Here is a 26,233-nt window from a genome sequence, read left to right as displayed (position 1 = left end):
CGAACACCCGGGCTGCGCCCGGGTGTTGCGCTCCCGCTCCGCGGGAGCGCTGGCGTGGGGCTGCGCCCCACGCTCACCCGCCTTGCTGCGCAAGGCGGGTGACACTCCGTCCGCTGCGCTCCCGGAGTGCACCGCTGCAGCTCCGGAGTGCAGGCCTTCGCTGCGCTCCGGCCCAGTGGGTCCGCTTCGCTCCCCCACCCAACGGCCCCTCCGGCTTCGCCTCCAGGGCCTCCGATCTAGCACCCACCCGACCCGCTTTAGTTGGCGGACCTTGACGGGTGTTCACAGGCCTAACGGCCTAGCAGCAGAAGGGGCTGGGGGGTTCGTGAGTTCCAGTCAGATCTGCTGCACCAGCATCCATATGGCGAATCCCAGGACCAGCACCCCGCTCGCTCGTTTCATCGCGTACCCCTTACTAGTGGGTTCGGTCGCATCCGGATCCTTCACCCACCCTCTCTGCATGTTTCTGTTCATCCTCCAAAGCAGTTGAGGCCGTATGACCTGCACAAGCCCCATGATCAGGAAGAGGCACAGGAGCGGGATGAGGACTGGACTGCTGTCGCCGTCGGAAGCGGCTTGAATGACTGCGTCGCGATTCATGCTTCTCCGAGTGCCCGGGGTGCTTCCCAGGAAACAGTGTCGATCAGATGAGGGTAGCATGCTTCATTTTCAGTATCGGATAGACTCTGGAATCAGAGCCTATCCGCCAGGCCCGCTCCGAAGGATTATCGAGATCCATCCCACAGCCGTACCGATGACCATGACGGGCAGAGCAGCCAGCCACGTCAGTCCAACCACAACCCTCACGGCCCCTCTTAAACCGGATACACCCCAGCAGAAGGCAGGCGAAGCATGTCCATCACAGGCCACGCTGACCAACGCGAGGCAGCCCAGCGAGAGACCATTGACGCGGTCGTGCGCGCCCTCGAACTGCCTGCAAGATCGCTTGTGCCTGAGCGAGGACTCCGGACTCAGGTGTCATGGCCACCGGGTCCGGGAAGACCCGGGTCGCGGCCCGCAGCGCAGAGAAGCTCCACGCAGGCCGTGTGCTGGTACTCGTCCCCCTCGCTGGACCTGCTCGCCCAGACCGAGGCCGCGTGGCGTGAGAGCGGCCACACGGGCCCGATGATCGGGGTCTCGTCCCTCCAGGGCGAGGACGTGACCTTCCCCAACACCACTGACGTGAAGGAACTGGTCGACTGGGCCCGGCTGTTCGACAAGGTCACCGTGTTCGCCACGTACGCGTCCCTCGGGCTCGGCACCCTGGAGCGCGCACAAGGCAGGCCTCCCGGGCTGGGAGCTGATCGTGGTCGATGAGGCGCACCGAACGTCGGGTCGGCTGGGCAAGCCCTGGGCTGTCGTCCACGACACACCCGCATCCCGTCCCTGCGTCGCCTCTACATGACGGCCACGCCCCGACTGTGGCAGCTCGGGGACGAGGATACCGAGGGGCGCCGGGCGAGTTGGTCGCAAGCATGGAGGACAGCCCGGACGGGCAGTTCGGCGCGCGCTGCTACACGCTGATGCTGTCGGAGGCCATCGGCCGGGGGATCTGCGCGCCGTACCAGGTGGTGTGCGTGGACATCACCGACACCCAGCTCCAGGCTGCGCAGCTCCTGGGTGCTGAGGGACGCTCGGACGAGGTCCGTGGGGCCCGGATTGCAGCCCGCGCTGCTCAAGGCGTCGTCCGAGGAAGGCTTCTGACGCACGTTCGTCTTCCATCACGTGGTGAAGGAAGACGAGGCGTTCGCGGCCGGGATCGCCACGGACGGCACAGTCGTGGAGAAGGGCTTCCTCAGCTCGGTGAAGGTCTTGCGCGAGGGCGTCGACACCAAGAACTGCGACTCCGTCTACTTCGCCGACGTACGCGGCTCCATGCCCGGCCTCGTCCCGGCCGTGGGACGGGCACTGCGGATGCAGCCAGGCGAGGGGAAGGTCGCCTTGTTCATGGTGCCAGTGCTGCTCGGGCCGGGCGAGACAGCGGACAACATGCTCACCTCCCGGGCATGCGGCGGGTTGGCGAAGCTGCTGGAAGCGCTCTGGGCGCACGACGCACGCGTAGTGGAACAGCTCGCCGAACAGCAGGTCCCAAGCCACTACAAGCCCGTCCAGAAGGCCGCGCAGGGCCAGGAGAGCCGGGCGAGGGGAACGGGTCCGGCGGCCCGTCGGCGTCCGCGCGAGAGCTGCTGAAGTTCTCCGTGCCGCGCGACCCGGCGCAGCTGGCAGCGTTCATCAACCTGCGAGTCCTCAACCCCGACCACGAGCACTGGCGGCGCGGCGTCGAGGCCGCCGTCATCTACGCCCGCGAGCACGGCGACCTGAAGGTGCCCTTCACCTACCGTGTGCCCGGTGGCGAGGACCAGGCGGGTGGCTGGCCTCGCTCGCCGCGTTCCCCCTCGGGCAGTGGATCGCCGACAACCGGCGCTTCTACGCCCGCGGAGACATGAACGAGGACCGCATCTAGCAGCTGGACAAGCTAGGCATGGTGTGGTCGCACTTCGACGTCGCGTGGGAGGAAGGTCTCGCGGCGGCGCGTGGATGGGCCGAGGTGAACGGGCACCTGCTGGCCCCGCTGGACGCCGCGCATCAGGGCTATCGGGTGGGGATTTGGCTGAAGAACGCGCGGGCCGCCGCCCGCAAGGCGCAGGAGATCGAGCAGCGGCGGGCCGAGAGCCTGCCGGTGAAGTCGTCGGCGGGGGCGATGTCGGACGAGCGGCGCGAGCAGCTGGAGGACATCGACGCGTCCTGGCGGGTGGAGTGGCAGCGTGCCTTCCACCTCGTCCTGCTCCACCTGGAGGCCGGCCGGCCTCTGCCGACCGAGCCGGGCGACGTCGTGCACCAAGGCGACTGTGCTGCCGACCTCGCCCGGTGCAGCGCGGGCTGGGCCGTGAGGCTGATCTCGTGAGCCCCCTCCAGGCTGAACCCGCGGTCAGCAGCGCCCCGCAGTCGATCCCGGCGGAGGGCGTCGGCCGGCGAGTGTTTCCCGGCCTTGGTTCCGGACGGAGAGCCGGGTAGCAGAAGGCCTCAGACTGCGACGGAGAACAGATCCACCACGAAGACGAGTGTCGAGCCCGCCGGGATCAACGGCGAGGGTGACTGGTTGCCGTAACCGAGGCGCGGCGGAACGATGATCTCGCGCCGGCCGCCGACCTTCATCCCTCTGACACCGCGGTCCCAGCCCTTGATGACCTTGCCACCGCCCACGGCGAACTTGAACGTCTGGCCCCGGCCCCAGGAGGTGTCGAACTCTTTTCCGGACTCGAGGGTGACCCCGACGTAGTGAACCCGGACAACCCTGCCCGGCTTCGCCTCAAGCCCGTCCCCGACGACAAGGTCGCGGATTGTCAGTTCGGTGGGAGCGTCACCCTCCGGAAGGTCGATCTCGGGCTTCGTCAGTTCACTCATTGCAGCCTCATTCGTTCGCCGCCGGAAGCCCTCATACAGACCAGCCAGGTGCAGGGTCACTCTATGCGGTAGATCATCATGCCGTCCTGAACGCTGATCTCCTGGAGTCATGGCTGAGGCCGAATCCGACTCGCTACGCGTCCGGCCTGGAACTCTCACCCGCCATCGCCCGTTCCAGGATTTCCGCAACGACTTCGGACTTGGCGTCGGCGTAGTTCTGCATGTATTCCCAGGACTGCAGGGAAAGTGACCGTTTGGCGTCGGCGTATAGCTTGCGGTCGCTGCTGACGGTGCGCAGCCGGTCGCGGAAGCGCAGCATACGGACGGCTTCTTGGCAGCCTTCGGGCAGGACGTGCAGGTTGGCCGATTCGACGCCTGGGGCGAGGTGGTATTTGCGCAGAACGCGGTGCTCGTACCATTCGGGCTCTCGGATGACGAGCGTGAAGCCAAGGTTTTCCAGGGCCGGTACGTAGCACGCCTCGTCGCCGGGATCGGGGACGGTCAGGAGCATGTCGATGACCGGCTTGGCGGGCAGGTCCGGCACGGAGGTGGAGCCGACGTGCTCGATCCGGTGGTCGACGTGGCCGAGGCGCTCACTCATGGGGACGGCCTCCTGCTCGAAGACCGCGGGCCACCGCGGGTCGTACTCCCGCAGCGTGACCTGGCCGTTGAGCTTGGGCGGAGCGACAAGGTGGGCTGTCTCGATCTCCTCGGCGGTCATGGGTATGCGCGGGACTTCGTCATCGGGCCGTCCGGACATGGGAGCTCCCGTCTGCGCTCTGGGGCCATGAAGCCAGGGCTCTCGGCAATGGGTTGATGGCTTTCCGGCCCCGGCGCGGTTGGTGGTCATCCTTGCACCGCCGCAGATCCAACCGCCACGACCAGCAACCCCGCGAACCTGTGCCGTCAGGGCACGGGCGTCGTCCCCAGCCGTTCGCTGAAGCTCCTTTCGAAGTCGGGGCAGCCCTCTGCAGTGTGTGTATGGCCTTTGGCTCACGTCGGCTTGACGAGGTGTTCGGTGGCTCCCTTGGCAGCATCAGTTACGCCGGGCTCGCGAGCCTGATCGGCATCACCGCTACACCGCCGATCCGGGGATTCGGGGGGGCTGGCCAAGGGCGTTGTGGCCGTCGCCGATCACCTCGGAGGCGTGATCGGCGACGGCATGGCCGAGTACGGCGGTGTCCCGTCCCGGGCCTTCGGCGTCGAGCTCAAGGACCATCATCTGCGGGGCCTGCGGCAGTGCATCGCCGCAACCACAGCGCCCCCAATCCGGTGGGAGGCTTCCCGGGCGCCGGAATGCCGCTCCGCGGTGACTTCCTCCTCGCCGCGGTGTGTCAGCAACACTGCACGCCGAGAGCGCGGGGGCGGGTTCTACCGGTTGTACCGGTTCAGGAGGGATTGGAGTAGGGCTGCGTACCGGGTGCCCGTGTCGAACGGCGCGTAGCGGGCCGGGGTGTCCGCGCTGGTGCACGGCGCCAGCGGTGCGACGACGGTGCTGTAGTCGGGGCGGTGTTTGTACTGGATGGAGATGCGGCCGCTCTCACCGTGCCGACCCGGTGCGTCGCCCGACGGTAGACGCCGTTCGTGGCCCGCTGCAGGTAGTCGGGAAGGGAGACGAACACCGCGTCAGGGACCAGGGGAACCGAGAGCCAGGTGCCGTCCTCGTCCTGCACCTGCAGGCCCGGCGTGTCCTGGAGCTCGACGGTGAAGTAGGCGTGGTCGATGTGCGGGGACATCGCGTAGTCGACGTTGTTGGCGATGTCGGCGCCGTGCCCGGGCCGGTAGGAGTTGAGGCCCAGGTGGTGCATGGGTGAGGCCCGACAGGAATCGGTGAGCGCACCCTTGAGCGCGAGGTCTTGGGCGCAGGCCGCGAGGAGTTGGTCTCCCAGCACCACCAGGCTTTGGATCAGCGCGGAGCAGTTCGCGAACGGCTCGTGGAAGAAGCCGGGTGACGGCTCCGAGGAGGCTGGGGTGGGCAGTACCGGCCGCGAGGGCTCCTCTCCTGGCCGGGCCCGCCTCAACCGTGGGCGCCGGTGCCGCGGGAATGCTTGGGCGCTGCGGGGGTTGAGGGTCGGCGGCGTCGTCGGACGAAGCTCTGCGGTTCGGTGCCGCTCAGCGGGGCATCCGGCGGTCCACTTCCCGCGCTCGCGTCTCCAGTGCGTCGGCGACGGCGGCTGACGAGGCCCGGGGCTCATCGCCGATCCTCTGCTCAGCAGCCCTGGCACAGGGGAGCCAGAATTACATCGCCGCGGTGCTGATGGCGTTGCGGGTGCCCGGGCCGTAGACGCCGAGGGGTTCGTTGATGGCGCGTGCCTGTTGCATGCGCGCGACCGCGGTCGCGACGTCGTGGCTGTAGTAGCCGTCCACGGGACCGGTGTAGAGACGTAGTCGGCCCAACTGCTCCTGCAACTGCCGAACCGAGGTGCCTGTGCTGCCCACGTGCAGCACGCTCGACGCGGCTGCGCTGCCGGCTGCCTGATGCGAGCGGGCAGGCGGGGCGTCGTGCTCGGCGCTCCCCGGGAGTCTTGGGTGTGGTGCGGGCTTGCTGGGCGGGGTGGGCGCGGTGGGTGCCTTGTCGGGTACGGGCGAAGACCCGTGACCGGGAGCGTGCGGTTGCCGAGCGGGAGGCGCGGCGTGCGGACTGGCGGGGGCCGGGTGGCCGTGGGACTGGGCTAGGAGCCCGGCGGTGAGAGCGAGCAGCGCCGCGGACGCATAGCCGTAGGAGAGCGGCGGGAAGCCCCGTTTGGGCTTGATCGCGCCATGGCGGGCATGGGGGCGGGACCGAGGCTGTCTGCCTTTGGAGGCGGTCGCGCGGTGGTGTCCCTTTCCCTTTCTGCCCGGGGTGGATGCCACGTGTGTCAGCCCGTCCATCGGGCGCGGCACTCCCAACGCCGTACGCGAACGTCGTTGCGACGCGCGCGTCGAAGTCTGCGTCAGGTAGGAGGAGAGCGCGGGGTACGTGGACGGGTCCGGGGCGGCTGCTTGGTAACTCACAAGATCGAACGTAGACGTCCGTGCGGCGCCACTCCCCCGCTGCCGGCCCCGAACTGTGATCCTTAAGGCTGCCTTGATTGATGACTCAGGGCCAGCTAAGCCCCAGCACGTCGCACGCCCGCTCCTCGGGCATGAACCGGCCGCGGCGCGGTCGGCGCTGCGGCGCGGTGCCAGGTCACTTCGTATCCGCTGGGTATGAGGGGGCGCTTGGCTGCCTTCGCAGCCGACGTTGCACACCTGGGCGCCCTGGCTGCCCTGACTGCCCGCATCACCCTTTAGGCCAATCGGGGGAAGGCGGAGCGGTCTCCATCGATGTGGGCCCGCCGGCTGCGGAAGGATGCGTTCCATGCGAACCATGAAACGCGTTCTCCTCGCGGCTGCGGCCGCATCGCTGCTGGTGGCGAGCCACGGCGCAGCGGCCGTGGCCTCCGCGCCCGCACCCACGCCTGCACAGTCCACGCCGGCAGCAGGGCCGGGCTGGCACCACGTGGCGGATTTTCCTCCGACCGAGGAGAACCGCTGTCATGAGCGCGGCCGGTGGTACTTGGAGAACGGCGTACGCGCCTACGAGTGCCGAGCCGCCGGAGTCTGGGAGTTGTGGGTTCTCACCGAGCCCTCCTGACCAGGGCCGGGGCCGGGGCCGGATCGTCGCCCTCAAGGTGGTGCCGCCCGGCAGCCATACGCGATCGTCCCTACGGCCGTTTACTGACTCTCCGCCTCGAACGCCTGGGCGACAGCAAGGCTGTCCTCGTAGACATGGTGCCGAGTGACAAGGCCGTCTTCGACGGTGAGGTGCAGGGCGAACCGCGCGCGATAGGCACGTCCGGTCGGCCGGGCGGTCTGGCGGATCTCGCCGAGCACGACCGCCTCATTTCCGTCGATGAGGATGCACTCGACCTCGGTCGCCACGTGTTCCGGGATGTGGCATTCGGCGAGCTCGCGATAGTGGGCGGCTGCGTCGGCTCGGGTGGACCGGTGACGGATCCACGGCGTGGCAGTGCGGCCGTGCTCGGCCTCCGGCCAGTCAAGCTTCCAATCGCCCCGCTCCGCATACAGCTCGGAGATGCGCTCGGGGTCGCCCTCGCCGATCCTGCGCAGCAGTTCCTCAACCACCGTGCGCGTGTTTGTAGGTGCGGCTATAGGCATGGCAGACCTCTCCCCTCCAGGTCCACGCCCTGTCGACGTGGTGAGATCACCGACATTGCCAGCGCAAGTCGGTCGAGGCGATTACCTCTGGAGTAAGGCAAGCCCATCACCAAGATCCGCTTTGATGCACGTCCTAGCGGCCCTTGACCCCTCGAGCGCGTTGCGGACAGTTGCGCGCAACGACCGTCCCGCGCACCGGTGTCGACGGTCAGGGGCGCGAACTGTCCGCCCGCGTGCGTGATGCTCCTGGGCATGCCCCCCTCGCGGGAGCGCACGATTCATTTCAGTGCGTCCTTCAGTGCTGCAGCGAGGATTCCAGTGCTGCAGCCACGGCAGCGAAGGCGGCAGCTACCCGGCCGTGACGGATCGCCTTCTGGGCGTGGCACACCCAAGGTCCCAACCGTCCCAAACTCCGCCTGCCTGGCTCATTGTGGCCAGGGCGCCATCGCGGAGGACCCCGTCGGCTGCCGCGGCATCCACGTCCCAGACCACGCCTCCTGCCTGGCCCACCTGGCCGACGTCGACCGCGATGCCTGCTTGGCCCACCTGGCCGGCCTGGCCCCCGGCACCGACATCGACCATCGCGGCACCACCTTCACTGAATCCCTACTCGACGCCCTTCTCACAGCTCTCCGCGACTCTGCCACAGCACACAGCCGCTTTGGTGCCGCCCGGTTCGATTCGGCGACTGAGGCTCGGGGCGGCCAATCGCTGCTTCTTCTCCCGTAGTTGCCACCGCAGCAGGCCGTGGATGGTCTGGTCGGTGCCGTTGTCGCGCCACTTGTAGAAGTAGTACTTCACTGCCCCGGCAGGCGGCAGGTCGTGGGGCAGCAGGTCCCACTGGCAGCCGCTGCGGTTCTGGTACAAGATCGCGTTCACGGTCTTGCGCATCGCGTATCTGCCCTGGTGGCCGCTGACCGACGGATGCGCGACCTTCCGTGCTGTGATCACGGGTTCGACCAGTGAGCGATGACAAGCCGGACGGAAGATCAGGTACTGCACTCTGAGTGTTTCGGGCACGCCCGAAACACGATGACCTCCGCCGGGGCACGGTGGAAAAGTCAGCCACGTGCATCAGCCGATGCCACCGGGGAGATGTGCCGCCCCAAACTGACCAGACGGCACACAACGGGGGAAGCTCAGATGCGAACCAAACGACTCGTCACGTCCATGACGGCCGCCTTGCTCCTGGCCGGCGGCGTGAGCGCCGGGACCGCCACGGCCACCAGCAGTACACCCCATGGCGGCTCGTCGGTCATGGGTGCATGCCCGGACACCGGCAACGAGGTCACCGTCCCCGGCGGCAAGGCCGAGTGGGATATCACCTGTGAGAGGGGCAAGGTCCACGTTCGGGGCCACGTCAAGGACACCAGGATGGACGGCAAGTGTGCCCGGGTGAAGGCGACGAACCCCCGCAACGACGAGAAGAGGAAGAAGTCGGCCTGCGGAGTGGGCACCGACAAGTCCTTCGACTGGAACCTCGGCAAGGGCAGCCAGGCCAAGGTGTACCTGTACACCTCCTGACCTGGCATATCCATGGGCAGCGCCCTTACGCGCGACGTACGGGCGCGCGCTGCCCACCTCCTTCCCACACCAACCTGGCTCGGGCGGTTCGAGTCGGACTCGACCTGCCCGCCCGGGACGTGCACGCCTACATCTCCAGGCGGGCCATCGTCGTCGACGTGATCGCCCTGTACTGACCAGCAGGTTCCTGACCGACCCTCGGCGACGACCTGACGTGAACCTCTGCCGATGCGTCCGGACCGTGGCCCGAACTCGCAGGTCCGACAAGTGGCTTCGTAAGCGAGAACGGGGTCCGGTTGCAGGTGAGTGCGGGGCCCAGTTACCGCCTGTCGGGGCATGAAATGTATGCGGAGGCCAGCTGGATGGGGCTGGTGCCTTCCTCGGCGCCGCGATGATGGCTGCCCCTGTCGCGGGTCACCCGTTGCGGGCCCGCGACCTGTGCGGGGCCCTCGACCTGCCGACCATCCCGAAGAACACCGAAGGCATCCGGTCCAAGCTCAAGCGCCTGGTCACACGAGGCGTCCTCACCGAACCCGAACCCGGCCTGTTCGCACAGCCCCGCACCTGATCGACGATCCACCCCACTGGCCAGGTCCCCTCACCCAACTCCGAGCCCGAAACAGGGCATTACCTCGCCTACTGCACTCCTAGGTCTTGCTTCGCGCCCGCCAGCGCCGGCCTGGCGGGCAGTCGAACGGCGGACAAGGCAAGGTCACGCGGGGACGTCGAGCGGGGGGTGCTCAAGCACGCGAGGCTTGTACTCGACCAGCTGGATGCGGCCGTCGAAGGTGCGGTGCCCGATCATCTCCAGGGCAACGTCCGGATAGCCGTCGTAGATGCGTTCCTCACCCGTGGCCCCGGTGATCACCGGGAACATCACGACCCGGAAGCGGTCGACGAGTCCGGCTCGCAGCAGGGACCGGCACAGGCTAAGACTGCCGATCGTACTGAGGAGCCCCGAGCCACTGGACTTCATGGCCCGGACCGCCTCGACGGCATCGTCACGGACGAGCGTGGAGTTGGCCCACTTCAGTTCCTCCTCGAGCGAGGAGGAGAACACCACCTTGGACGCTTGCGTGAGCTCGTCGACGGACGCCTCTTCCTCGGGCCTGAACTCGTCTTGGCCATGTGGGACCTCGCCTGCGGCGAAACCCGACATCAGACGGTAGGTGTTTGCTCCCATCAGGTAGGTGACCTCGGGCTGCTCACCGAGCCACGCAAGGTACTCCGGGCCCTCCAGGCCCCAGAACCCGGGCCACCCCTCTCCCGAGGCATGGCCGTCGAGGGACGTGATGAAGTCGACGAGAAGCTCCGGCATGGCGGTTCCCTTCCTGAGGCGTCACAAGCTTGGACCGGCCGCGACATCCAAACTCATCGGCCGCGCTATGGAGTGGGGACGGCGGGCTTGAGCCCTGCCACAGCCCCAGCTCAGCCCACCCTCGAACGGCCCAGGCCGACCGTCACTCTCAGCCGGGCCGAGTGCAACGCTCAGGGGCCAACTGAAACGCTCAGTCACACACTGTGACCGAGCGCTGTAGTTGGCGGGATTCGCCAACTACAGCACTCAGGACGTAAAGCGCTCAACCAGAGGCCGCCCACCATCCGCTGGCCTTTGGTCTCGGGGACGGCTGCGGGCCTGTGTCAGACCGCGTCGAGGAAGCCGCGGACCGCAGTAGCGAAGGCGGCCGGGTCGTTGGCGTAGACGAAGTGGTCGGTCTCCAGCTCGACGAGGTGGGTGCCGGGGCGCCGGGTGACCATCTGCTCTGCCTGCTCCGCCGGCAGGACGCCGCCCTTGGCGCCACGTAGCAGCAGCGCCGGACAGGCGGAGCCGGTCCAGTCGGCCCAGTGGTCGCCGTGCACCTGGTCCTCGGAGTCGTAGATGTCCTGGGGGTGGAAGTGCAGGCCCCAGACGCCCTCCGGCCGCTCACGCACGGCTGACTCGAAGTGCGGTGCGAACGGGCCGAGTTGCGCGACGAACGTCTCCCGGTCAGGGCGCCGCCCTCCGGCAGACTCAGGACGAACGCCAGCGGATTGCTGCCGTCCAGGCCGAGTTCGGCGCATCCCTCGGCATTGATCAGCGCGGTGACGCGCTCGGGGTGGCGGGCTGCGAACTGGTAGGCGTTGATCGCGCCGAGCGAGTGGCCAAGGAGCGCCGCCCGGTCCAGACCCAGGTGATCCATGAGGGCCTTCAGGTCGGCGAGGTAGCCCTCCCGGCTGTAGTCGGCCGCCCGCCCGGACTCGCCGTGGCCGCGCTGATCGGGGGCTATGACCCGCCACTTTGGGGCGAGACGTGCGGCGAGACCGGCGTACGACAGGCCCTCGGACATGTGCCCGTGCAGGGCCAGCAGCGGGCGGCCGGTGCCGCCGAAGTCCATGTAGGAAAGTGTGCGGCCGTCGATGGTGAGCGCGGATCGCTTGGCGATGTCGGTATCCATGGCTTCACCGTAGAGCAGATCTATACACACGTACAAGACATTCGTTTAATACGCTTGTTTGAACCTCGGTGGTCTGCCCACCCGCCGCCCACCTGTCGCGCTCGATTCGATCCCCGGTCGGGCTGCACCGGATCACCGACCCGGGCGGCGCGGCGTCGCACGACGCCATCCCGCAGCACTTCGCCGAGCACCCATCCCTCCCGATTCCGCCGTCCCGCACCGGCGGGACGCTGACCAGCATCAAGGCGGTGCAGCGCCGTCTTGGGCCGCAAGGCGCGGGTCCTCTGCTCCAGCGGGACGAACGAGCACGGCGCTACCGCATCGGCAATGCCCTCCTGACCGGTCCCGCGAGGGCATTCGCCATGGCTGATGCCCGACCCTCGACCCGGCCTGGTGCGCGGCGAGGGATCGTCACCGGTCATCTGACGCGGCCGCGCCATCGGCAGAAGACAGCGGCGCCCATCCAGGACCTGCCACTCGCGACGCGCACGGTCCAGATCGGTGGGACCGACGAAGTCGGGGGCGATTCCCCGGCAGAGCGCGTCGTACGGGAGTCTCGATCCATCCCGGCAATAAGCGGAACTTGACTCCAGCTTGAGGCGGGCTTCCGAGCGACCGGAGAAATCGACCCGTAGGGCGCTCTGTCCGGCATCGTCAGTGGATGTTCCCGCCGCCAGTCCCGGCTGTGCTACCGCGCAGGGGGCGTACTGGTCTTGCCCCCACTGATGGGAGTGCGGTTCTCCGTGGCTACCTCGCTGAACGAATTCGGCCGCTTCGCCTCGTCCCACTGGTCCGGCTCGGGTGAGCCGGGCGATATCCAGTTTGGCGGTGTCTCGGTGGAGTTCCAGCTCGACCGCGAACTCCTTTGCAGAGTCTCGGAGTTGGCCGAGGAGTGCGACACCACGGCGCCCGTGGTGCTGCAAGCGGCGTTCACGGTGCTGCTGCACCGCCTCGGCGGGGGCGACGGCCTCACGGTGGGACTGTCCGTGGCCGGGTCGCCCGACGAGGGTGCGGCACGGCTGGTGTGGCTCGGCGCCGACACGTCGGTGGCGCAGGGGGATCCGGGGGGCGAGGAGCCGTCGTTCACCGCGCTGGTGACGCGATTACGGGACCGGGCCAAGAGCCCGATGGCCTCTGAGGACGTCCCCTGCGGGCTGCTCAGTCCCCTCCCCCGCTCCGCCGGGGAAGGGCTGGTCTGCACGCTCCGGTGCGACGGTGACGTGCACGGGCCGCAAGCCGCGCAGTCACTCGCAGAGCGGTTCGTGCAGGTCGTTCGCCAGGTGGTGGCCCAGCCCCACCTGCGGATCGGGGCGGTCGGGGTGTCACTGGCACCGGTGAGCCGGCGCGAGATCGAAACGTGGGAGCGCCGTTATCCGGGACTCGCCGAGGTGTGGCCGCTGACGGCGCTGCAGTCGGGGCTGCTCTTCCACACGCTCCTGGACGATGCCTCGCGGGGGACCTACCAGATGCAGTTCGTCATCACACTGCGCGGGCCGGTGGCGGGGACCCGGATGCGGGCGGCAGGTCAGGCCCTGCTCGACCGGTACGCGAATCTTCGGACGGCCTTCGTGGCGGGAGCCGACGGGCAATCGGTGCAGGTCGTCGTCGACGGGGTGGAGCTTCCGTGGCGTGAAGTGGACCTGAACGAAGAGACGCAGACGAAGCTCGAGCCGGGTACGGCCTTCGAAGCCTTCCTCGCGCAGGACTTGCGGAGCCACTTCGATGTGACGGTGCCGCCGTTGCTGCGGATGGCGCTGGTGAAGGTGGGTGCCGAGCGGTTCGAGCTGGTACTGACGGCACATCATCTGCTGTTCGACGGCGCGTCGTTGCCCGTGCTGATGCAGGATCTGCTGCACCTCTATACGGCCGACGGGGACGCTTCCGTGCTGCCGCGCGTGGCCGAGTACCGGGACTTCCTGGCGTGGTCGGCGGGGCACGACCGGGATGCGGCGGCTCGTGTGTGGGCCGAGGAGCTGGCGGGGGTGGAGGACCCGACATTGCTGGCCCCCGTCATCGGATCCGGGGCGGGCGGCGACGCGTCAGCAGGGATCGGCGAGGTCAAGGTGGCCCTGACCGCAGGCGTGGTGCGTGAACTGGCCGGGCGGGCCGCCGAGTTGGATGTCCCCCTGGACGCCGTGGTGCAGGGCGCCTGGGCGCTGCTGCTCGCCGCGCTGACCGGGCAGCAGGACGTGGTGTTCGGGGCGACCGTGCCCGGACGCCCGAAGGCGGTGCCCGGCGTGGCCTCGATGGCCGGGCTGTTCGTCAACACGCTCCCGGTGCGGGTCAGGCTCGCGCCCACGGACACTGCGGCTGATCTGCTGCGCGGGATGCGGGAGCGGCATCAGGCGCTCTCCGGCCACCACTGCGGCCTGGCCGACATCCACCGGGCCACCGGCACGAGCGTCCTGTTCGACACCCTGGTGACGTCCGAGTCGTACACTTTGGGCAACCACCGTGTGGACCGCCCAGGCGGTGCCGACGTGGGCTTCGAGGTCACCGGGGTTCGTTCGTCCGCCGGCACCCACTACCCGCTGACGGTCACCGTCAACGCCGAGCCCCACCTCCAGGTGACCGTGCAGTACCAGCGTCACCTCTTCGAGAGCCCCGCCGTCGAAGCCGTCACCAAACGGCTGACCCGTCTCCTCCAACAGATCGCCGCCGACCCCGAACTGCCCGTCGCCCGCCTCGATCTGCTCGGACCCGCCGAGCGGGACCTGCTGCTGCACGGGCACAACGACACCGCCGTGCCCGTCGAGGCCGCCACCCTCCCCGGCCTCTTCGAGCAGCGTGCCGCCGCGACACCCGACGCGGTGACGGTCGAGTGCGCAGACAGGTCGCTGACGTACCGGGAACTGGACGCGCGCGCCAACCGGCTGGCGCGTGAACTGATCCGGCACCGCGTGGCGGCGGAGACCGTGGTGGCGGTATCGCTGCCGCGCTCCCCCGACCTGGTGGTCGCTCTCCTCGCCGTGATGAAGGCCGGCGGCACCTACCTGCCGGTGGACTCCGCATACCCCGCGGACCGGATCGCCTACATGCTGGAGGACTCCCGCACCCTGCTGATCCTGGCGGACACCACCACGGCGGACGCACTGCCCGACCTCGCCGTGCCGGTCCTGCGGTTGGACGACCCCGCGACCGCCGCAGCGGTGGCGCGGCACGACGGCACTCCGGTGACCGACCAGGAGCGGCCCGGTGGGCCGGTGTCCGTCGCGAACACCGCGTATGTGATCTATACGTCGGGTTCGACCGGGCGGCCGAAGGGTGTGGCCGTCACTCATCGCGGGGTGGCCAGTCTGATCGCGACGCAGCAAGCGCGCCTCGACCTGACGGCCGCGAGCCGGGTGCTGCAGTTCGCTTCGCCGAGCTTCGACGTCTCGGTCTACGAGGTGTGCATGGCGCTCTTCACGGACGCCACCCTGGTGCTCGCCGCCCAGGAGCAACTCGCCCCGGGCAGCCCGCTGATCGACACCCTCGCCGTGCGGCGGGTGACCCATGTCTTCCTGCCGCCTGCCGTCCTCGCGGCGCTGCCGCCCGGCACACTGCCGGGCGTGGCCTCCCTCGCCGTGGGCGGTGACGCGGCCACGCCCGAGCTGGTGACCGGATGGTCAGAGGGCCGGGACCTGGTCAACGCCTACGGGCCGACCGAGACCACGGCGATCGTGACCTTCAGCGATCCCCTGGTCGCCGACGACCGCACTCCGCCCATCGGCCGGCCGATCGCCAACACCCAGCTGTACGTCCTTGATGACGCGCTGCGCCCGGTGCCGACCGGAGTGGCAGGTGAGATGTATGTGGCGGGTGAGGCGCTCGCCCGCGGCTACCTCGGCCGGCCGGGCCTGACCGCCGAACGCTTCGTGGCCTGCCCCTTCGGCGCACCCGGCCGCCGGATGTACCGCACCGGCGACATCGTCACCCGGGCCCCCGACGGCCAGCTGGTCTTCCACGGGCGCGCGGACAACCAGGTCAAGATCCGCGGCTTCCGCATCGAACTCGGCGAGGTCCAAGCCGTGCTGGGCACACACCCGGGCGTGGCCCAGGCCGTGGTCGTCTGCCTCGAGCAGGGCGGCGACCGGCGCCTGGTGGGCTATGCGGTGCCCGCCCCGGGCGCCACCCTGCCGACCTCCGCCGAGCTGCGCGCCCACGTAGCCGAGCGGCTGCCCGAGTACATGGTGCCCTCGACCGTCGTGGCCCTCGCCGAGGTGCCGCTGAATCCGAACGGGAAGCTGGACCGGCGCGCCCTGCCCGTACCCGACTACACGGGCGGGACGAGCGGGCGCGCACCTCGCACACCCCAGGAGCAGGCCCTGTGCGCACTGTTCGGGGACATCCTCGGGGTCGAGCGGGTCGGGATCGACGACAACTTCTTCGACCTGGGCGGGCACTCGATCCTTGCCACGCAGCTGGCCAACCGGATGCGCACGACCCTCGGGGTGGAGCTGCCGCTTCGGGTGGTGTTCGAGTCGGCGACCGTGGCGTTGCTCGCGGCGCACCTGGATGCGGGCAAGCCGTCCTCGCGTCCGGTGCTGCGGCGGGCTCCGGTGAGGCCGCAGCGGGTGCCGTTGTCCTACGCACAGAGCCGGCTGTGGTTCCTGGACCGCTATGAGGGCCCTTCGGCAACGTACAACTTGTCCTACACGCTGCAGCTGAGCGGCCAACTTGACCCGGAAGCACTCGCGTTGGCGATGCGGGACGTGGTCGTGCGGCACGAGAGCCTGCGGACACTGTTCGTGGCGGACGGCCAGGGTGTCGCGTCGCAGGCGGTCGTGGAGGAAGGCGATGTCGTCCTCGATGTGCCCGTGCGCGAGGTGACGCCGGATGCCGTGACCGCCGCGGTGGCAAAGGAAGTCGCCCACCGATTCGATCTGTCGGCCGAGATACCCGTGCGGGCGTGTGTGCTGCGGCGCGGGGCCGATGAGTACGTACTCGTCCTTGTGATGCACCACATCGCTGCCGACGGCGCGTCGATGGCTCCACTGGCCCGCGATCTGGCCACGGCGTACGACGCGCGTCAGCGCGGAGAGGAGCCCGCATGGGCAGACCTGCCGGTGCAGTACACGGACTACGCCCTGTGGCAGCGGGAACTGCTGGGGCAAGAGGAAGATCCCAAGAGCCTCGCGACCGCCCAACTGGAGTACTGGCGCACAGAACTCGCGGGGGTGCCGCAACCACTGCGGCTTCCGCTCGACCGGCCGCGGCCACCGGCGGCAAGCCACCGGGGCGACACGGTCGAATTCACCCTGGAACCCGACGTCCACGCCCGGCTCCAGGAGTTGGCCAGCGCTCAAGGGGCCACCGTACCCATGGTGCTGCAGTCCGCGCTCGCGGTGCTGCTGCACCTGATGGGCGGGGGTGACGACCTGACGATCGGCGCACCGATCGCCGGGCGCACCGATGAGCAACTCGCCGATCTGGTGGGGTTCTTCGTCAATACGTGGGTACTGCGGGCCGACCTTTCGGACAACCCCTCGTTCGAGTCCCTGGTGCGGCAGGTGCGGGACAAGGCCGTCAGCGCGTACGACCACCAGGACGTGCCCTTCGAGCGGCTCGTCGAGGCCCTCAACCCCGAGCGCTCCACGGCCTGTCACCCGCTGTTCCAAGTCATGTTCGCCTGGCAGGGAAACGGCCGCGAGAACATCGAACTGCGCGGCCACCAGGCCCAGTTCACACCCGTCGCGACCCCAACCGCCAAGTTCGACCTCCTTTTCAGCATGTCCGAGGGATCCGGCCATGAGATCTCGGGCGAGATCGAGTACGCCACCGACCTCTTCGACCCGAGCACCGTCGAGGCGCTCGCCGCGCGGCTCGTGCGGATCGTACGGCAGCTGGCCGCCGAACCCGGGCTGCGGATCGGGGCCGTTGACGTCCTGGAGGCCGGCGAGCGCGAGCGGCTGCTGCACGAGTTCAACGACACGGCCGCCGATACGCCGGCCCTCACCGTTCCCGGGCTCTTCGAACGGCAGGCGAGCGCCACACCGGACGCCCCCGCAGTCGTGTGCGGCGAAGTGACCTTGACCTACGCGGAGTTGAACGCCCGCGCGAACCGGCTCGCACGGGCACTCGTACGCCACGGTGCAGGGCCGGAGCAGCTGGTGGCACTCGCCCTGCCACGCTCGGCCGACCTGATCGTGGGGCTGCTCGGCATCTGGAAGTCCGGCGCGGGGCACCTGCCCGTCGACCCCCGCTATCCCAGCCGCCGGCTCGGCCACGTCCTGGCCGACGCACGCCCCCGGTGCCTCCTGACCGACTCCTCGACGCAGGGCATCCTGCCGCAGGGCGGCAACGGCGACGACGGACCCGTCCGGCTGCTCGTGGACGAGCTGGACCTCGACGACGGTGACGGCGCGGACCTGCGAGACGACGAACGGACGGCTCCGCTGGCTCCGCACAACCTCGCCTACGTGATGTACACCTCCGGCTCCACCGGCACCCCCAAGGGCGTCTCGATCACCCAGCACGGCGTCGTGAACGGCGTACTGCGCCTCGCAGGGCCGGCCGGTGTCTCAAAGGGGTCGCGGATCCTCGCCGCGACATCGGTCGCCTTCGACGTGTCGGTGTTCGAGATCCTGACCGCACTGTCGGCCGGCGGCTCGGTCGAAGTGGTCCGGGACGTCCTGGAACTCGCCGAGCGGACCGGCTGGACCGGCGCGGTGATCAGCACCGTGCCCTCGGTTTTCGCGGAGCTCCTCGATGACATCGCCGACCGCATCGACGTGGCCACCCTTGTCTTCGCCGGCGAGGCACTGCCCGACGCGCTGGTGGCACGGGTGCAGGCCGCCCTGCCCGGGGTGCGCGTGGTCAACTCCTATGGGCAGAGCGAGAGTTTCTACGCCACCGTGGCCGAGCTCCCGGCCGGGCACGACGCGGGGGGACCGGACGCGTGCGGTGGCACCGGCAGCGCGCCGATCGGCCGGCCCTTGGGGAACATGCGCACCTACGTCCTCGGGCCCGGCCTCGAGCCGGTGCCGGTGGGCGTGGTCGGCGAGCTGTATGTCGCGGGCGCCGTGGGCCGCGGCTATCACGGGCGGCCCGCGCTCACCGCCGAGCGGTTCCTTGCCGACCCCTACGCTCCCCGGCCGGGCGCGCGGATGTACCGCACCGGGGATCTGGCGCGCTGGAACGAGCAGGGGCAGCTGCAGTACGCGGGCCGCGCCGACGCCCAGCTGAAGATCCGCGGGTTGCGCATCGAACCCGGCGAGGTCGAGGCCGCCCTGACCGCGCACCCCGATGTCGCGCAGGCGGCGGTGGCCGCGCGCGAGGGCCGTGGGGCCGGTCGCCAGCTCGTCGCGTACCTGGTGCCCACACCCGGCGCCGTCGGGAGCGGGGGCGGCGACGACATCGCCCTCACCCCCGGCGTGCCGGTCGGCGAGGTACGCCGGTTCACGGCACAGCGGCTGCCGGAGTTCATGGTCCCGGCCGCGTTCGTGGTCCTCGACCGGCTGCCGCTGACACCCAACGGAAAGCTGGACCGGGCTGCCCTGCCCGACCCCGAGTTCGGCGGCGGCAGCTATCGGGCGCCGCAGTCACCAGTGGAGGAGATCCTGGCCTCGGTGTACGCCGAGGTGCTCGGCGTGGACCGGGTCGGCGCCGACGACGACTTCTTCACCGTGGGCGGGGACAGCATCCGCTCCATCCAGGTGGTGTCCCGGGCCCGGACCCGCGGCGTCGAGGTCACCCCACGCCAGATCTTCGAGGCCCGCACGGTGGCCGCTCTCGCCCGGCTCGCCTCGACGCAACGCCAGCACGCGTCGGACGCGGCGCTGGAGGAGTTCGACGGCGGCGGTGTCGGCCCGATGCCGCTGCCGCCGATCGCCCGGCACATCCGCGAACTCGGCGGCAGCTGGAACCGGTTCACCATGTCCGCACTGCTCCAGCTCCCCCAAGGCATCGACCTCGCAGGCCTTGCGGCCACCCTGGGCGCGGTCATCGACCACCACGACATACTGCGGTCAAGCCTGGAGTCCGCCGGTGACGGAAGCCTGCACGTCGCGCCGCCGGGGTCAGTCGACGCGGCGGCGCTGATCCACCGTGTGACCTGCGACGGCCGCTGGAGCCAGGACTGGCAGCGGGACGCGCAGGCCGAACTCGACACCGCAACAGAGCGGTTGGATCCCGAGTCAGGAGTGATGGTCCAGGCCGTCTGGTTCGACCCGGCGCCCGGCGGCGGCACGGGCCGACTCGTCCTTGTCCTGCACCACCTGGTGGTGGACGGGGTGTCGTGGAGAATTCTGCTGCCGGACCTCGCCGCTGCGTGGTCCCAGATCCGCGCGGGCCGGGCCCCGGCCCTGCCCCAGGTGGCCACGTCCGCGCGGCGCTGGAAACACGCGCTCGCGGCGGAGGCGACCGCCCAGGACAGGGTCGCCGAGCTGGAGCTGTGGCGGTCCATCCTGGATGGACCGGACTCAGCCCCCGACCCGGTCATCGGCTCCAGGCGGCTCGACACCGAACTGGACCGCGCGGACACGGTGGACACCGTGCAGATGCGGCTTTCGGCTCCGGTCACCGAGGCACTCCTCACCGCGCTGCCCGCCGCGTTCGGCTGCGGAGTCCAGGACGGGCTGCTCGCGGCCCTCGCCGTGGCCATCGCCCGCAGAGAAGCGGCACGCCGCGACCGCGTGCCGCCCGGTCCATCCGATACGACACAGCCGGCCGGTCCATCCAATACGGCAGAGCCGACGGGTTCATCCACACGGTCCGCCCCCTCCGTCCTGATCGGCGTGGAAGGCCACGGCCGCGAGGAAAGCGCCGTCCCCGGCGCGGACCTGACACGCACGATCGGCTGGTTCACCAGCCTGTTCCCGATCCGCATCGACCTCACCGAATGCGATCTCGACGAGGTGGTCGCAGGCGGACCGGCCGCCGGAGCACTCCTCAAGACCGTCAAGGAACACCTCCTGTCGATCCCCGACCACGGCCTCGGCGAGGTCGGGGAAGCCAAGCCCGGCGAGGACAACGGAGCGCGGAGTCCGCTGGAGCGACGCGGACGGGCGCGGGATCCCGGCGCCGTGGTGTGAGCGGGAGGTGGGGGGGGACGGCGAGCGGTGAGTCGGCCCCCCACCCTGCCACCGGCCACCTGAAGACGGCTTCAGGTGGCTTCAGGTTGTCTTCAGGATCACTCCGCCACTGTGGATCTTGTCGAGCCCACCGCCTCGCACCAACCGACGCGCCGTCAATTGGCGTGCCAGGAGGAACTTTCCGATATGCAGCCCCTCATCGATCACGCCCGGTCCTTCCACCTACAGTCCGCGGCACGACCCGAGGAGTTTGCCCGGCTGGCCGAGGGCCAGTCCCCGCAGGTTCTGTTCATCACCTGTTCCGACTCCCGGGTCGTCCCCTCATTGATCACTGGGGCCCGTCCTGGTGAGCTCTTCGAGCTGCGGACCGCGGGCAACATCGTCCCTCCGTACACCTCCGAGCAGCCCACGGGCGAGGCGGCCACCATCGAGTACGCGGTGGAGGTGCTCGGAGTCCAGGACATCGTCGTCTGCGGCCACTCGCACTGCGGCGCGGTGGGCGCGCTGCTACGCGGTGACGACCTGACCTCCGTCCCGGCGGTGCGCGACTGGCTCGCGCACGCGACGCCCCGGCCCGACGGGGTGGTGGGAGACCCGGCCGTCGCCCAGGCCGTGCAGAACCACGTGCTGACACAGCTGTTGCGACTTCGTTCCCATCCTTACGTCGAAAGCCGCCTCGCGCAAAACCAACTCCGCCTGCACGGTTGGTTCTACGAAGTGCACACGGGGTCCGTACTGGCCCATGACGTGCACGGCGACACCTTCCAGGCCCTGTGAGCGCGACCGTGGACCACCGGACGAAATTCCCTCATCTGCGGCAGGACTTCGCCGCCTCGCTCGTCGTGTTCCTGGTCGCCCTGCCGCTGTGCGTGGGCGTCGCCGTGGCCTCCGGTGTGCCGGCCGAACTGGGCCTGATCACCGGCATCGTGGGCGGTCTGGTCACCGGCATGATGCGTGGCAGCAGCTTCCAGGTCTCGGGCCCTGCCGCCGGACTGACCGTTCTGGTCTTCGAGGCCGTGCAGGAATTCGGGCTGCCCGCACTCGGGATAATCGTGCTCGCGTCCGGCCTTCTCCAACTGGCCATGGGAGCCTTCAGGCTGGGGAGCTGGTTCCGGGCCATCTCGGTCTCGGTCGTCGAGGGCATGCTCGCCGGCATCGGACTCGTGATCATCGCGGGCCAGTTGTACGCGGCGGCCGGCATGACGGCCCCGGCCTCCGGCCTGGGTAAGATCTCCGGGCTGCCCCGGGCACTGGTCGATGCCGCCGGGAGCGCTACTGCCCTCGCATCCCTCGCTCTCGGCGCGGGCACCATCGCCGTCATGCTGGTGTGGAAGCGGCTGCCGCGGCCCGTACGGTCCGTTCCGGCGGCGCTCGCCGCGGTCGCGCTGGCCACACTGGCGTCTCTGGCATTCGCCATGCCGGTCGACACGGTCGAGGTGCAAGGGCTGGCCGGCTCCATTCAACTGCCCGGGCTCGACGCCATCGGTGGGCTCGCCGACGTGAGCATGCTCGGGACAGTTCTGGCCTTCACCCTGATCGCGTCGGCCGAGAGCCTGTTCAGCGCGGCGGCCGTGGACCGGCTGCACGACGGGCCGCGCACCGAGTACGACAAGGAGCTCATCGCCCAGGGCACAGGCAACGTCGTGAGCGGGTTCCTCGGCGCGCTGCCGATGACCGCGGTCATCGTGCGCAGCTCCGCCAACGTCCAGGCAGGCGCGCGGACCAAGGCCTCGCGCGTCCTTCATGGCGTATGGCTGCTGCTGTTCGCGGCGTTGCTCCCCTTCGCACTGGCGCTCATCCCGATCCCGGCCCTCGCGGGCATCCTCGTCCATGCGGGGTGGAAGCTCATCCCGCTGCGTTCGACAGTGACGCTGTGGCGCGCGCACCGGGGCGAGGCGCTGATCCTGGTGGTCACCGCGGTGGCGATCGTCGCGGTGAACATGTTCGAGGGTGTTCTGATCGGCCTGGCGCTGTCCGTGGCGAAGACCGCCTGGCAGGCCTCGCACATCAGGCTGGAGGTCACCGACAAGGGCGCCGGCCCCATCGAGGCGTGCCTGACGGGCAATGCGACCTTCCTGCGGCTGCCGAAGATCCTCGACAACCTGGAGGCGCTGCCTCAAGACCGTCCCATCCGGCTGGATCTCTCGGGCCTGCACCACCTCGACCACGCATGCGGGACGGCGCTGGAGAACTGGTCGACGCGGCACAGTGCGGCCGGGACCGAGCCGGTGAAGGTCACTGAGCTGCCGTTGGAGCGGGCAACGTCCGGCTGACGCACCCTCTCGCGGGAGCGTAGCGTCCCTCGCTCGGGCCCCTGTCTGACGTGGCAGGGCCCGAGAGAGGGACGCTGGTCGGCGATCGGGGCTCAGGTTCCGGGCACCGCGGAGTGTCCTGGTGTCGCCGCCCCCCCCAGCGCCGACAAGGCGGTTCGATCGCTTTCCGGCGGTCTGGGCGAGCGGTACGCCGAAGCGCGCCAGGCGCAGCGGCATCAGGGACTCCACCGGGGCCTTGCGGCGCCAGGAGCGGCCGAAGCGGGCCTGGAGGCGGGCCTGGTAGATGAGGCGGTCCTGCTCCAGCTGGATGACCTGCTCGTAGGAGCGGATCTCCCACAGCTTCATCCGGCGCCACAGCTTGAACGTGGGCACGGGAGACAGGAGCCAGCGCGTCAGACGCACGCCCTCCATGTGCTTGTCGGCCGTGATGTCCGCGATCCGGCCCACCGCGTGCCGCGCCGCCTCGACGGCGACCACGAACAGGATCGGGATGACCGCGTGCATGCCCACGCCCAGCGGGTCGGGCCAGGCCGCCGCGCCGTTGAAGGCGATCGTCGCCGCCGTCAGGAGCCACGCCGTCTGGCGCAGCAGCGGGAAGGGGATACGGATCCAGGTAAGCAGGAGGTCGAGCGCCAGCAGGACGCAGATGCCCGCGTCGATGCCGATCGGGAAGACCACCGAGAAGCTGCCGAAGCCCTTCTGCTCGGCGAGTTCGCGCACGGCCGCGTACGACCGAGGCGCGTGGCCGCGCATGTGATAGGGGGTCTCCCAGGGCTGCGGTTAACGGGCGCACTGGGGGCTTCGTCCCGTTAGTGGTTGGCCGTCGGGTCCGCGGAGAGGTCGAGGGTGAACGCCACTCGATCGGGTCCGGGGCCGTCGTAGTCCGGCTGCACGGCTGAGGCCGCGAAGCCGAGCCGCGTTCTGGGGCCCGCCGTTCCGTGTCTTCGCCCCCAGCGAGATCCCGCTGCTCGTACTCCGCTCCCCGCAGCAGCCTCTCGCGCCCTGACACGGAGTGAGCCGACCATCCCGCATGGACCCGCTCGGGACGACGCCGTCGATGTCGAGGCCGAGGGCACGAGGTTGACGAACCGACAAGAGAGAAGGCGGAGGGACGCGAGCAGCGCCAGATAGGTGATGCGAGCGTGCTCGAGCCGGCGAACCGGGCACATTCAGCCATGCTCAGCGATGTACGACGTAACAGAATTCGCCGCAATGCTTCTCCTGGTTCATGCGGGGCTGGTGGGCTGACCGCGCTCAACTCACCGATCACAGGAGGCGTGCGTGAATCTCGTCGTCAACGGCGACGCGGAGAGCGGGTCCGGCGGCAGTGCCGACCCCGTCTCGAAGGTCCGCGGCTGGAAGGTCGCCCAGGGAGCCCCGGCGCTCATCGCCTACAGTCTCGGCGGCGGCTACCCGACCGCGTCGGACCCCGGCCCGGCCCGCCGCGGCAGCCGCTTCTTCTCGGGCGGCAACAGCCCGCGCACAGCTCTGGTACAGGACATCGACCTGCCCAGGAGCGGCCCGACTGGACGCCGCGCCGTCGACGCGGGCAAGGTCCGCTACACACTGGCCGGCTGGCTCGGCGGCTTCGCCGGACAGGAGGACGGCGCGCGCCTCTCCGTGGAGTTCCGCGACGCCAAGGGCACCCCGGTCGCTCTCAGCGTCCTCGGCCCCCTCAGCGCGGCCGACCGGCAGGGTAAGACCGGGCTCCTGGAGCGCACGGCCGAGGCCGCCGTGCCGCCCACCGCCCGCTCGGCCCGCGTCCTGCTCGTCTTCACGCGCAGCGGCAGCGGCACCTCCAACGACGGCTACGCGGATGCCCTTTCCCTCACCCTCAGCGCCACCGGAGGCCGCCGATGACCGTCAACCGACGTGACCTGCTCAAGTCCGCCGCGGCCGCCGGAGCGCTCGGTCTCGCCTGGCCGCTCGCCACAGGCCTCACCCCGGCTCAGGCCCGCGAGGCCGCCGAGAACCTGGGTGCCGAGTACGACCGCGCGCCCTTCACGCTCGGCGTCGCCTCCGGTGATCCGCAGCCGCACTCCGTCGTGCTGTGGACCAGACTCGCCCCCGAACCGCTCGCCGCCGAGCAGAGACTTCCCGAGGTCGTGGAGGTCGAGTGGGTCGTCGCCAAGGACGCCCGGCTGCGCCGCGTCGTCGCCCGGGGCACGGCACCCGCGTCGGCGACGCTCGGCCACAGCATCCACGTCCCGGTGAGCGGCCTCGCTCCGGGTAAGCACTACTGGTACGCGTTCAAGGCACTCGGAAGGACCAGCCGGGTCGGCCGTACGAAGACGGCGCCGAGCGGCCGCGTCTCCAAGGTCACCTTCGCCGCCGCCAACTGCCAGGCGTTCCACGACGGTTTCTACGCCGCCCATCGTGGCATCGCTCGCGAGAACGTCGACTTCGTCATGCACCTCGGCGACTACATCTACGAGCACGGCCAGGTCGGCGGCGTACCCGAGAATCATGTGCGGGACCACGACGGACCGGAGATCCTCACACTCGCCGACTACCGCAAGCGGCACGCCCTGTACAAGGGCGACAAGTCGCTGCGCGAAGCGCACGCCGCCCATCCGTGGTTCCTGACCTGGGACGACCACGAGGTCGTCAATGACTACAGCGGCACCGGCGGCGACGCCGCGTTCATGCGGCGCCGCGCGGCCGCGTACCAGGCGTGGTTCGAGCACATGCCGCACCGCGACTCCTTCGGCGGGTCCGCACTGCCCGACCCGGAGATCCACCGAGTGCGGCGCTGGGGCGACCTGTTGGAGCTCGCCGTGCTCGACCTGCGCTCGTACCGCTCGGCGCAGAACCTCCCCGACGGCACCATCCTGGGCACCGAGCAGAAGGCGTGGCTGAAGAAGACCGTCGACCGCGCCCCCGACGCCTGGCACATATGGGCCAACTCGATCATGCTGAGCCAGCTCCGGGGCCGTCCTGGCGGCTCGTACATGTTCACCGACCAGTGGGACGGATTCCTCGCCGAGCGCAAGGAGGTCCTCGGGCACGTGCACGACAGCGGTCTGGAGGACCTGGTCGTCATCACCGGTGACTGGCACTCGGCGTTCGTCGACGACATCCGTACCGACTTCGACGAGCCGGACTCCCCCTTGGTGGGTACGGAGTTCACCGCGCACTCGGTGACGTCCGGCGCGTACTCCGCGGACTGGAACGCGGCCAACGGCCCTCTGATGGGCCAGGCCAATCCGCACCTGAAGTACTTCGAGGGCAACCGATACGGCTACGACGTGTACGAGGTGACGCCGGAGCGGTTCAGCGCGCACATGCGGGTCATCAGTGACCGCAGGGACCCGCACTCGCCCGTCAGCACGCTGACGACATTCCATGTGGACCGGGGCAAGGCCGGGTCCTACGAGGACGAGGACACCAAGGGGTCACCCGCGCAGTACCGCAGGGACTGACATCAGGCACCGACATGCCC

At 69.6% G+C, this 26,233-nt stretch carries 22 protein-coding genes and 3 pseudogenes; 13 read left to right on the top strand and 12 right to left on the bottom strand.

Annotated features, from left to right (window positions below; all coding sequences use genetic code 11):
* Nucleotides 1-336: 336 nt before the first annotated feature.
* Nucleotides 337-600, bottom strand: coding sequence for a DUF6199 family natural product biosynthesis protein (locus M4V62_RS43140; protein ID WP_344646465.1), 264 nt, complete (start codon nt 598-600; stop codon nt 337-339).
* 380 nt (nt 601-980) lie between these two features.
* On the opposite strand from M4V62_RS43140, the pseudogene M4V62_RS43135 reads away from it, so the two are divergent.
* The 5 genes and pseudogenes from M4V62_RS43135 to M4V62_RS43115 all read left to right on the top strand — a co-directional run.
* A pseudogene (locus tag M4V62_RS43135) lies at nt 981-1,025 on the top strand (hypothetical protein); the annotation flags it as partial.
* A gap of 19 nt (nt 1,026-1,044) precedes the next feature.
* A complete protein-coding gene (locus M4V62_RS43130) occupies nt 1,045-1,317 on the top strand; it encodes a hypothetical protein (RefSeq protein WP_249593230.1) in 273 nt (90 codons plus the stop codon).
* 411 nt (nt 1,318-1,728) lie between these two features.
* On the top strand, nt 1,729-2,190 hold the full coding sequence (locus tag M4V62_RS43125; protein ID WP_249585091.1) for a hypothetical protein: 462 nt from the start codon (nt 1,729-1,731) through the stop codon (nt 2,188-2,190).
* An 8-nt stretch (nt 2,191-2,198) separates the two neighbouring features.
* Complete coding sequence (locus tag M4V62_RS43120; RefSeq protein ID WP_249585092.1) at nt 2,199-2,447, top strand: helicase associated domain-containing protein; 249 nt, start codon at nt 2,199-2,201, stop codon at nt 2,445-2,447.
* Between the two features lie 35 nt (nt 2,448-2,482).
* Complete coding sequence (locus tag M4V62_RS43115) at nt 2,483-2,905, top strand: helicase associated domain-containing protein (RefSeq protein WP_249585093.1); 423 nt, start codon at nt 2,483-2,485, stop codon at nt 2,903-2,905.
* A 119-nt stretch (nt 2,906-3,024) separates the two neighbouring features.
* Here M4V62_RS43115 and M4V62_RS43110 read toward each other — a convergent pair whose 3' ends face one another.
* From M4V62_RS43110 to M4V62_RS43090, 5 genes are all read right to left on the bottom strand, one after another.
* The gene (locus tag M4V62_RS43110) at nt 3,025-3,405 is read right to left on the bottom strand and encodes an FKBP-type peptidyl-prolyl cis-trans isomerase (protein ID WP_283779054.1); all 381 of its coding nucleotides are present in this window, start codon (nt 3,403-3,405) and stop codon (nt 3,025-3,027) included.
* A 133-nt stretch (nt 3,406-3,538) separates the two neighbouring features.
* Nucleotides 3,539-4,165 carry a GrpB family protein gene (locus tag M4V62_RS43105; protein ID WP_249585094.1) on the bottom strand — a complete coding sequence of 209 codons (627 nt, stop codon included), beginning with the start codon at nt 4,163-4,165 and terminating at the stop codon, nt 3,539-3,541.
* 315 nt (nt 4,166-4,480) lie between these two features.
* A complete protein-coding gene (locus M4V62_RS43100; RefSeq protein ID WP_249585095.1) occupies nt 4,481-4,627 on the bottom strand; it encodes a hypothetical protein in 147 nt (48 codons plus the stop codon).
* 166 nt (nt 4,628-4,793) lie between these two features.
* Complete coding sequence (locus M4V62_RS43095) at nt 4,794-5,300, bottom strand: 2OG-Fe(II) oxygenase family protein (RefSeq protein WP_249592639.1); 507 nt, start codon at nt 5,298-5,300, stop codon at nt 4,794-4,796.
* 343 nt (nt 5,301-5,643) lie between these two features.
* Entirely contained in the window at nt 5,644-5,844 is a 201-nt protein-coding gene (locus M4V62_RS43090; RefSeq protein WP_249585097.1) for a peptidoglycan-binding domain-containing protein, read from the bottom strand.
* Between the two features lie 901 nt (nt 5,845-6,745).
* On the opposite strand from M4V62_RS43090, the gene M4V62_RS43085 reads away from it, so the two are divergent.
* Nucleotides 6,746-7,021, top strand: coding sequence for a hypothetical protein (locus M4V62_RS43085; protein ID WP_249585098.1), 276 nt, complete (start codon nt 6,746-6,748; stop codon nt 7,019-7,021).
* Between the two features lie 80 nt (nt 7,022-7,101).
* On the opposite strand, the gene M4V62_RS43080 is transcribed toward M4V62_RS43085, so the two are convergent.
* Together M4V62_RS43080 and M4V62_RS43075 are read right to left on the bottom strand one after the other, a co-directional pair.
* On the bottom strand, nt 7,102-7,545 hold the full coding sequence (locus M4V62_RS43080) for a nuclear transport factor 2 family protein (RefSeq protein WP_249585099.1): 444 nt from the start codon (nt 7,543-7,545) through the stop codon (nt 7,102-7,104).
* A 606-nt stretch (nt 7,546-8,151) separates the two neighbouring features.
* Nucleotides 8,152-8,496 (bottom strand): transposase, encoded by a 345-nt coding sequence (locus M4V62_RS43075; protein WP_249585100.1) that lies wholly within the window; start codon nt 8,494-8,496, stop codon nt 8,152-8,154.
* A 192-nt stretch (nt 8,497-8,688) separates the two neighbouring features.
* On the opposite strand from M4V62_RS43075, the gene M4V62_RS43070 reads away from it, so the two are divergent.
* Together M4V62_RS43070 and M4V62_RS43065 are read left to right on the top strand one after the other, a co-directional pair.
* Nucleotides 8,689-9,069 (top strand): hypothetical protein, encoded by a 381-nt coding sequence (locus M4V62_RS43070; protein WP_249585101.1) that lies wholly within the window; start codon nt 8,689-8,691, stop codon nt 9,067-9,069.
* 391 nt (nt 9,070-9,460) lie between these two features.
* On the top strand, nt 9,461-9,637 hold the full coding sequence (locus M4V62_RS43065; RefSeq protein WP_249585102.1) for a hypothetical protein: 177 nt from the start codon (nt 9,461-9,463) through the stop codon (nt 9,635-9,637).
* A 144-nt stretch (nt 9,638-9,781) separates the two neighbouring features.
* On the opposite strand, the gene M4V62_RS43060 is transcribed toward M4V62_RS43065, so the two are convergent.
* The 3 genes and pseudogenes from M4V62_RS43060 to M4V62_RS43780 all read right to left on the bottom strand — a co-directional run.
* Nucleotides 9,782-10,387, bottom strand: a complete 606-nt coding sequence (locus M4V62_RS43060; protein ID WP_249585103.1) for a dihydrofolate reductase family protein — start codon at nt 10,385-10,387, stop codon at nt 9,782-9,784.
* Nucleotides 10,388-10,710: 323 nt separating this feature from the next.
* On the bottom strand, nt 10,711-11,001 hold the full coding sequence (locus M4V62_RS43785; RefSeq protein ID WP_347277112.1) for an alpha/beta fold hydrolase: 291 nt from the start codon (nt 10,999-11,001) through the stop codon (nt 10,711-10,713).
* Nucleotides 11,002-11,087: 86 nt separating this feature from the next.
* Nucleotides 11,088-11,396, bottom strand: a pseudogene (locus tag M4V62_RS43780) (alpha/beta fold hydrolase); the annotation flags it as partial.
* 851 nt (nt 11,397-12,247) lie between these two features.
* Here M4V62_RS43780 and M4V62_RS43050 point away from each other — a divergent pair.
* The 3 genes from M4V62_RS43050 to M4V62_RS43040 all read left to right on the top strand — a co-directional run bounded on the left by M4V62_RS43050 (nt 12,248) and on the right by M4V62_RS43040 (nt 22,791).
* Entirely contained in the window at nt 12,248-20,518 is an 8,271-nt protein-coding gene (locus tag M4V62_RS43050; RefSeq protein WP_249592638.1) for a non-ribosomal peptide synthetase, read from the top strand.
* Between the two features lie 186 nt (nt 20,519-20,704).
* On the top strand, nt 20,705-21,295 hold the full coding sequence (locus M4V62_RS43045) for a carbonic anhydrase (protein ID WP_249592637.1): 591 nt from the start codon (nt 20,705-20,707) through the stop codon (nt 21,293-21,295).
* Nucleotides 21,292-22,791, top strand: coding sequence for a SulP family inorganic anion transporter (locus M4V62_RS43040; protein WP_249592636.1), 1,500 nt, complete (start codon nt 21,292-21,294; stop codon nt 22,789-22,791). Before M4V62_RS43045 ends, M4V62_RS43040 begins: the two co-directional genes overlap by 4 nt.
* Nucleotides 22,792-22,959: 168 nt before the next feature.
* Here M4V62_RS43040 and M4V62_RS43035 read toward each other — a convergent pair.
* Nucleotides 22,960-23,523, bottom strand: a pseudogene (locus M4V62_RS43035) (DUF2637 domain-containing protein); the annotation flags it as partial.
* A gap of 549 nt (nt 23,524-24,072) precedes the next feature.
* Here M4V62_RS43035 and M4V62_RS43030 point away from each other — a divergent pair.
* Together M4V62_RS43030 and M4V62_RS43025 are read left to right on the top strand one after the other, a co-directional pair.
* Complete coding sequence (locus M4V62_RS43030; RefSeq protein ID WP_249592635.1) at nt 24,073-24,651, top strand: phosphoesterase; 579 nt, start codon at nt 24,073-24,075, stop codon at nt 24,649-24,651.
* Nucleotides 24,648-26,213: an alkaline phosphatase D family protein gene (locus M4V62_RS43025; protein WP_249592634.1), complete on the top strand. Its 1,566-nt coding sequence runs from the start codon at nt 24,648-24,650 to the stop codon at nt 26,211-26,213. The genes M4V62_RS43030 and M4V62_RS43025 overlap by 4 nt, the downstream gene beginning before the upstream one ends.
* Nucleotides 26,214-26,233: the final 20 nt, after the last annotated feature.

Source organism: Streptomyces durmitorensis (assembly GCF_023498005.1).
Lineage (GTDB): Bacteria > Actinomycetota > Actinomycetes > Streptomycetales > Streptomycetaceae > Streptomyces > Streptomyces durmitorensis.
This window is presented reverse-complemented; position numbering and strand designations above follow the sequence as displayed.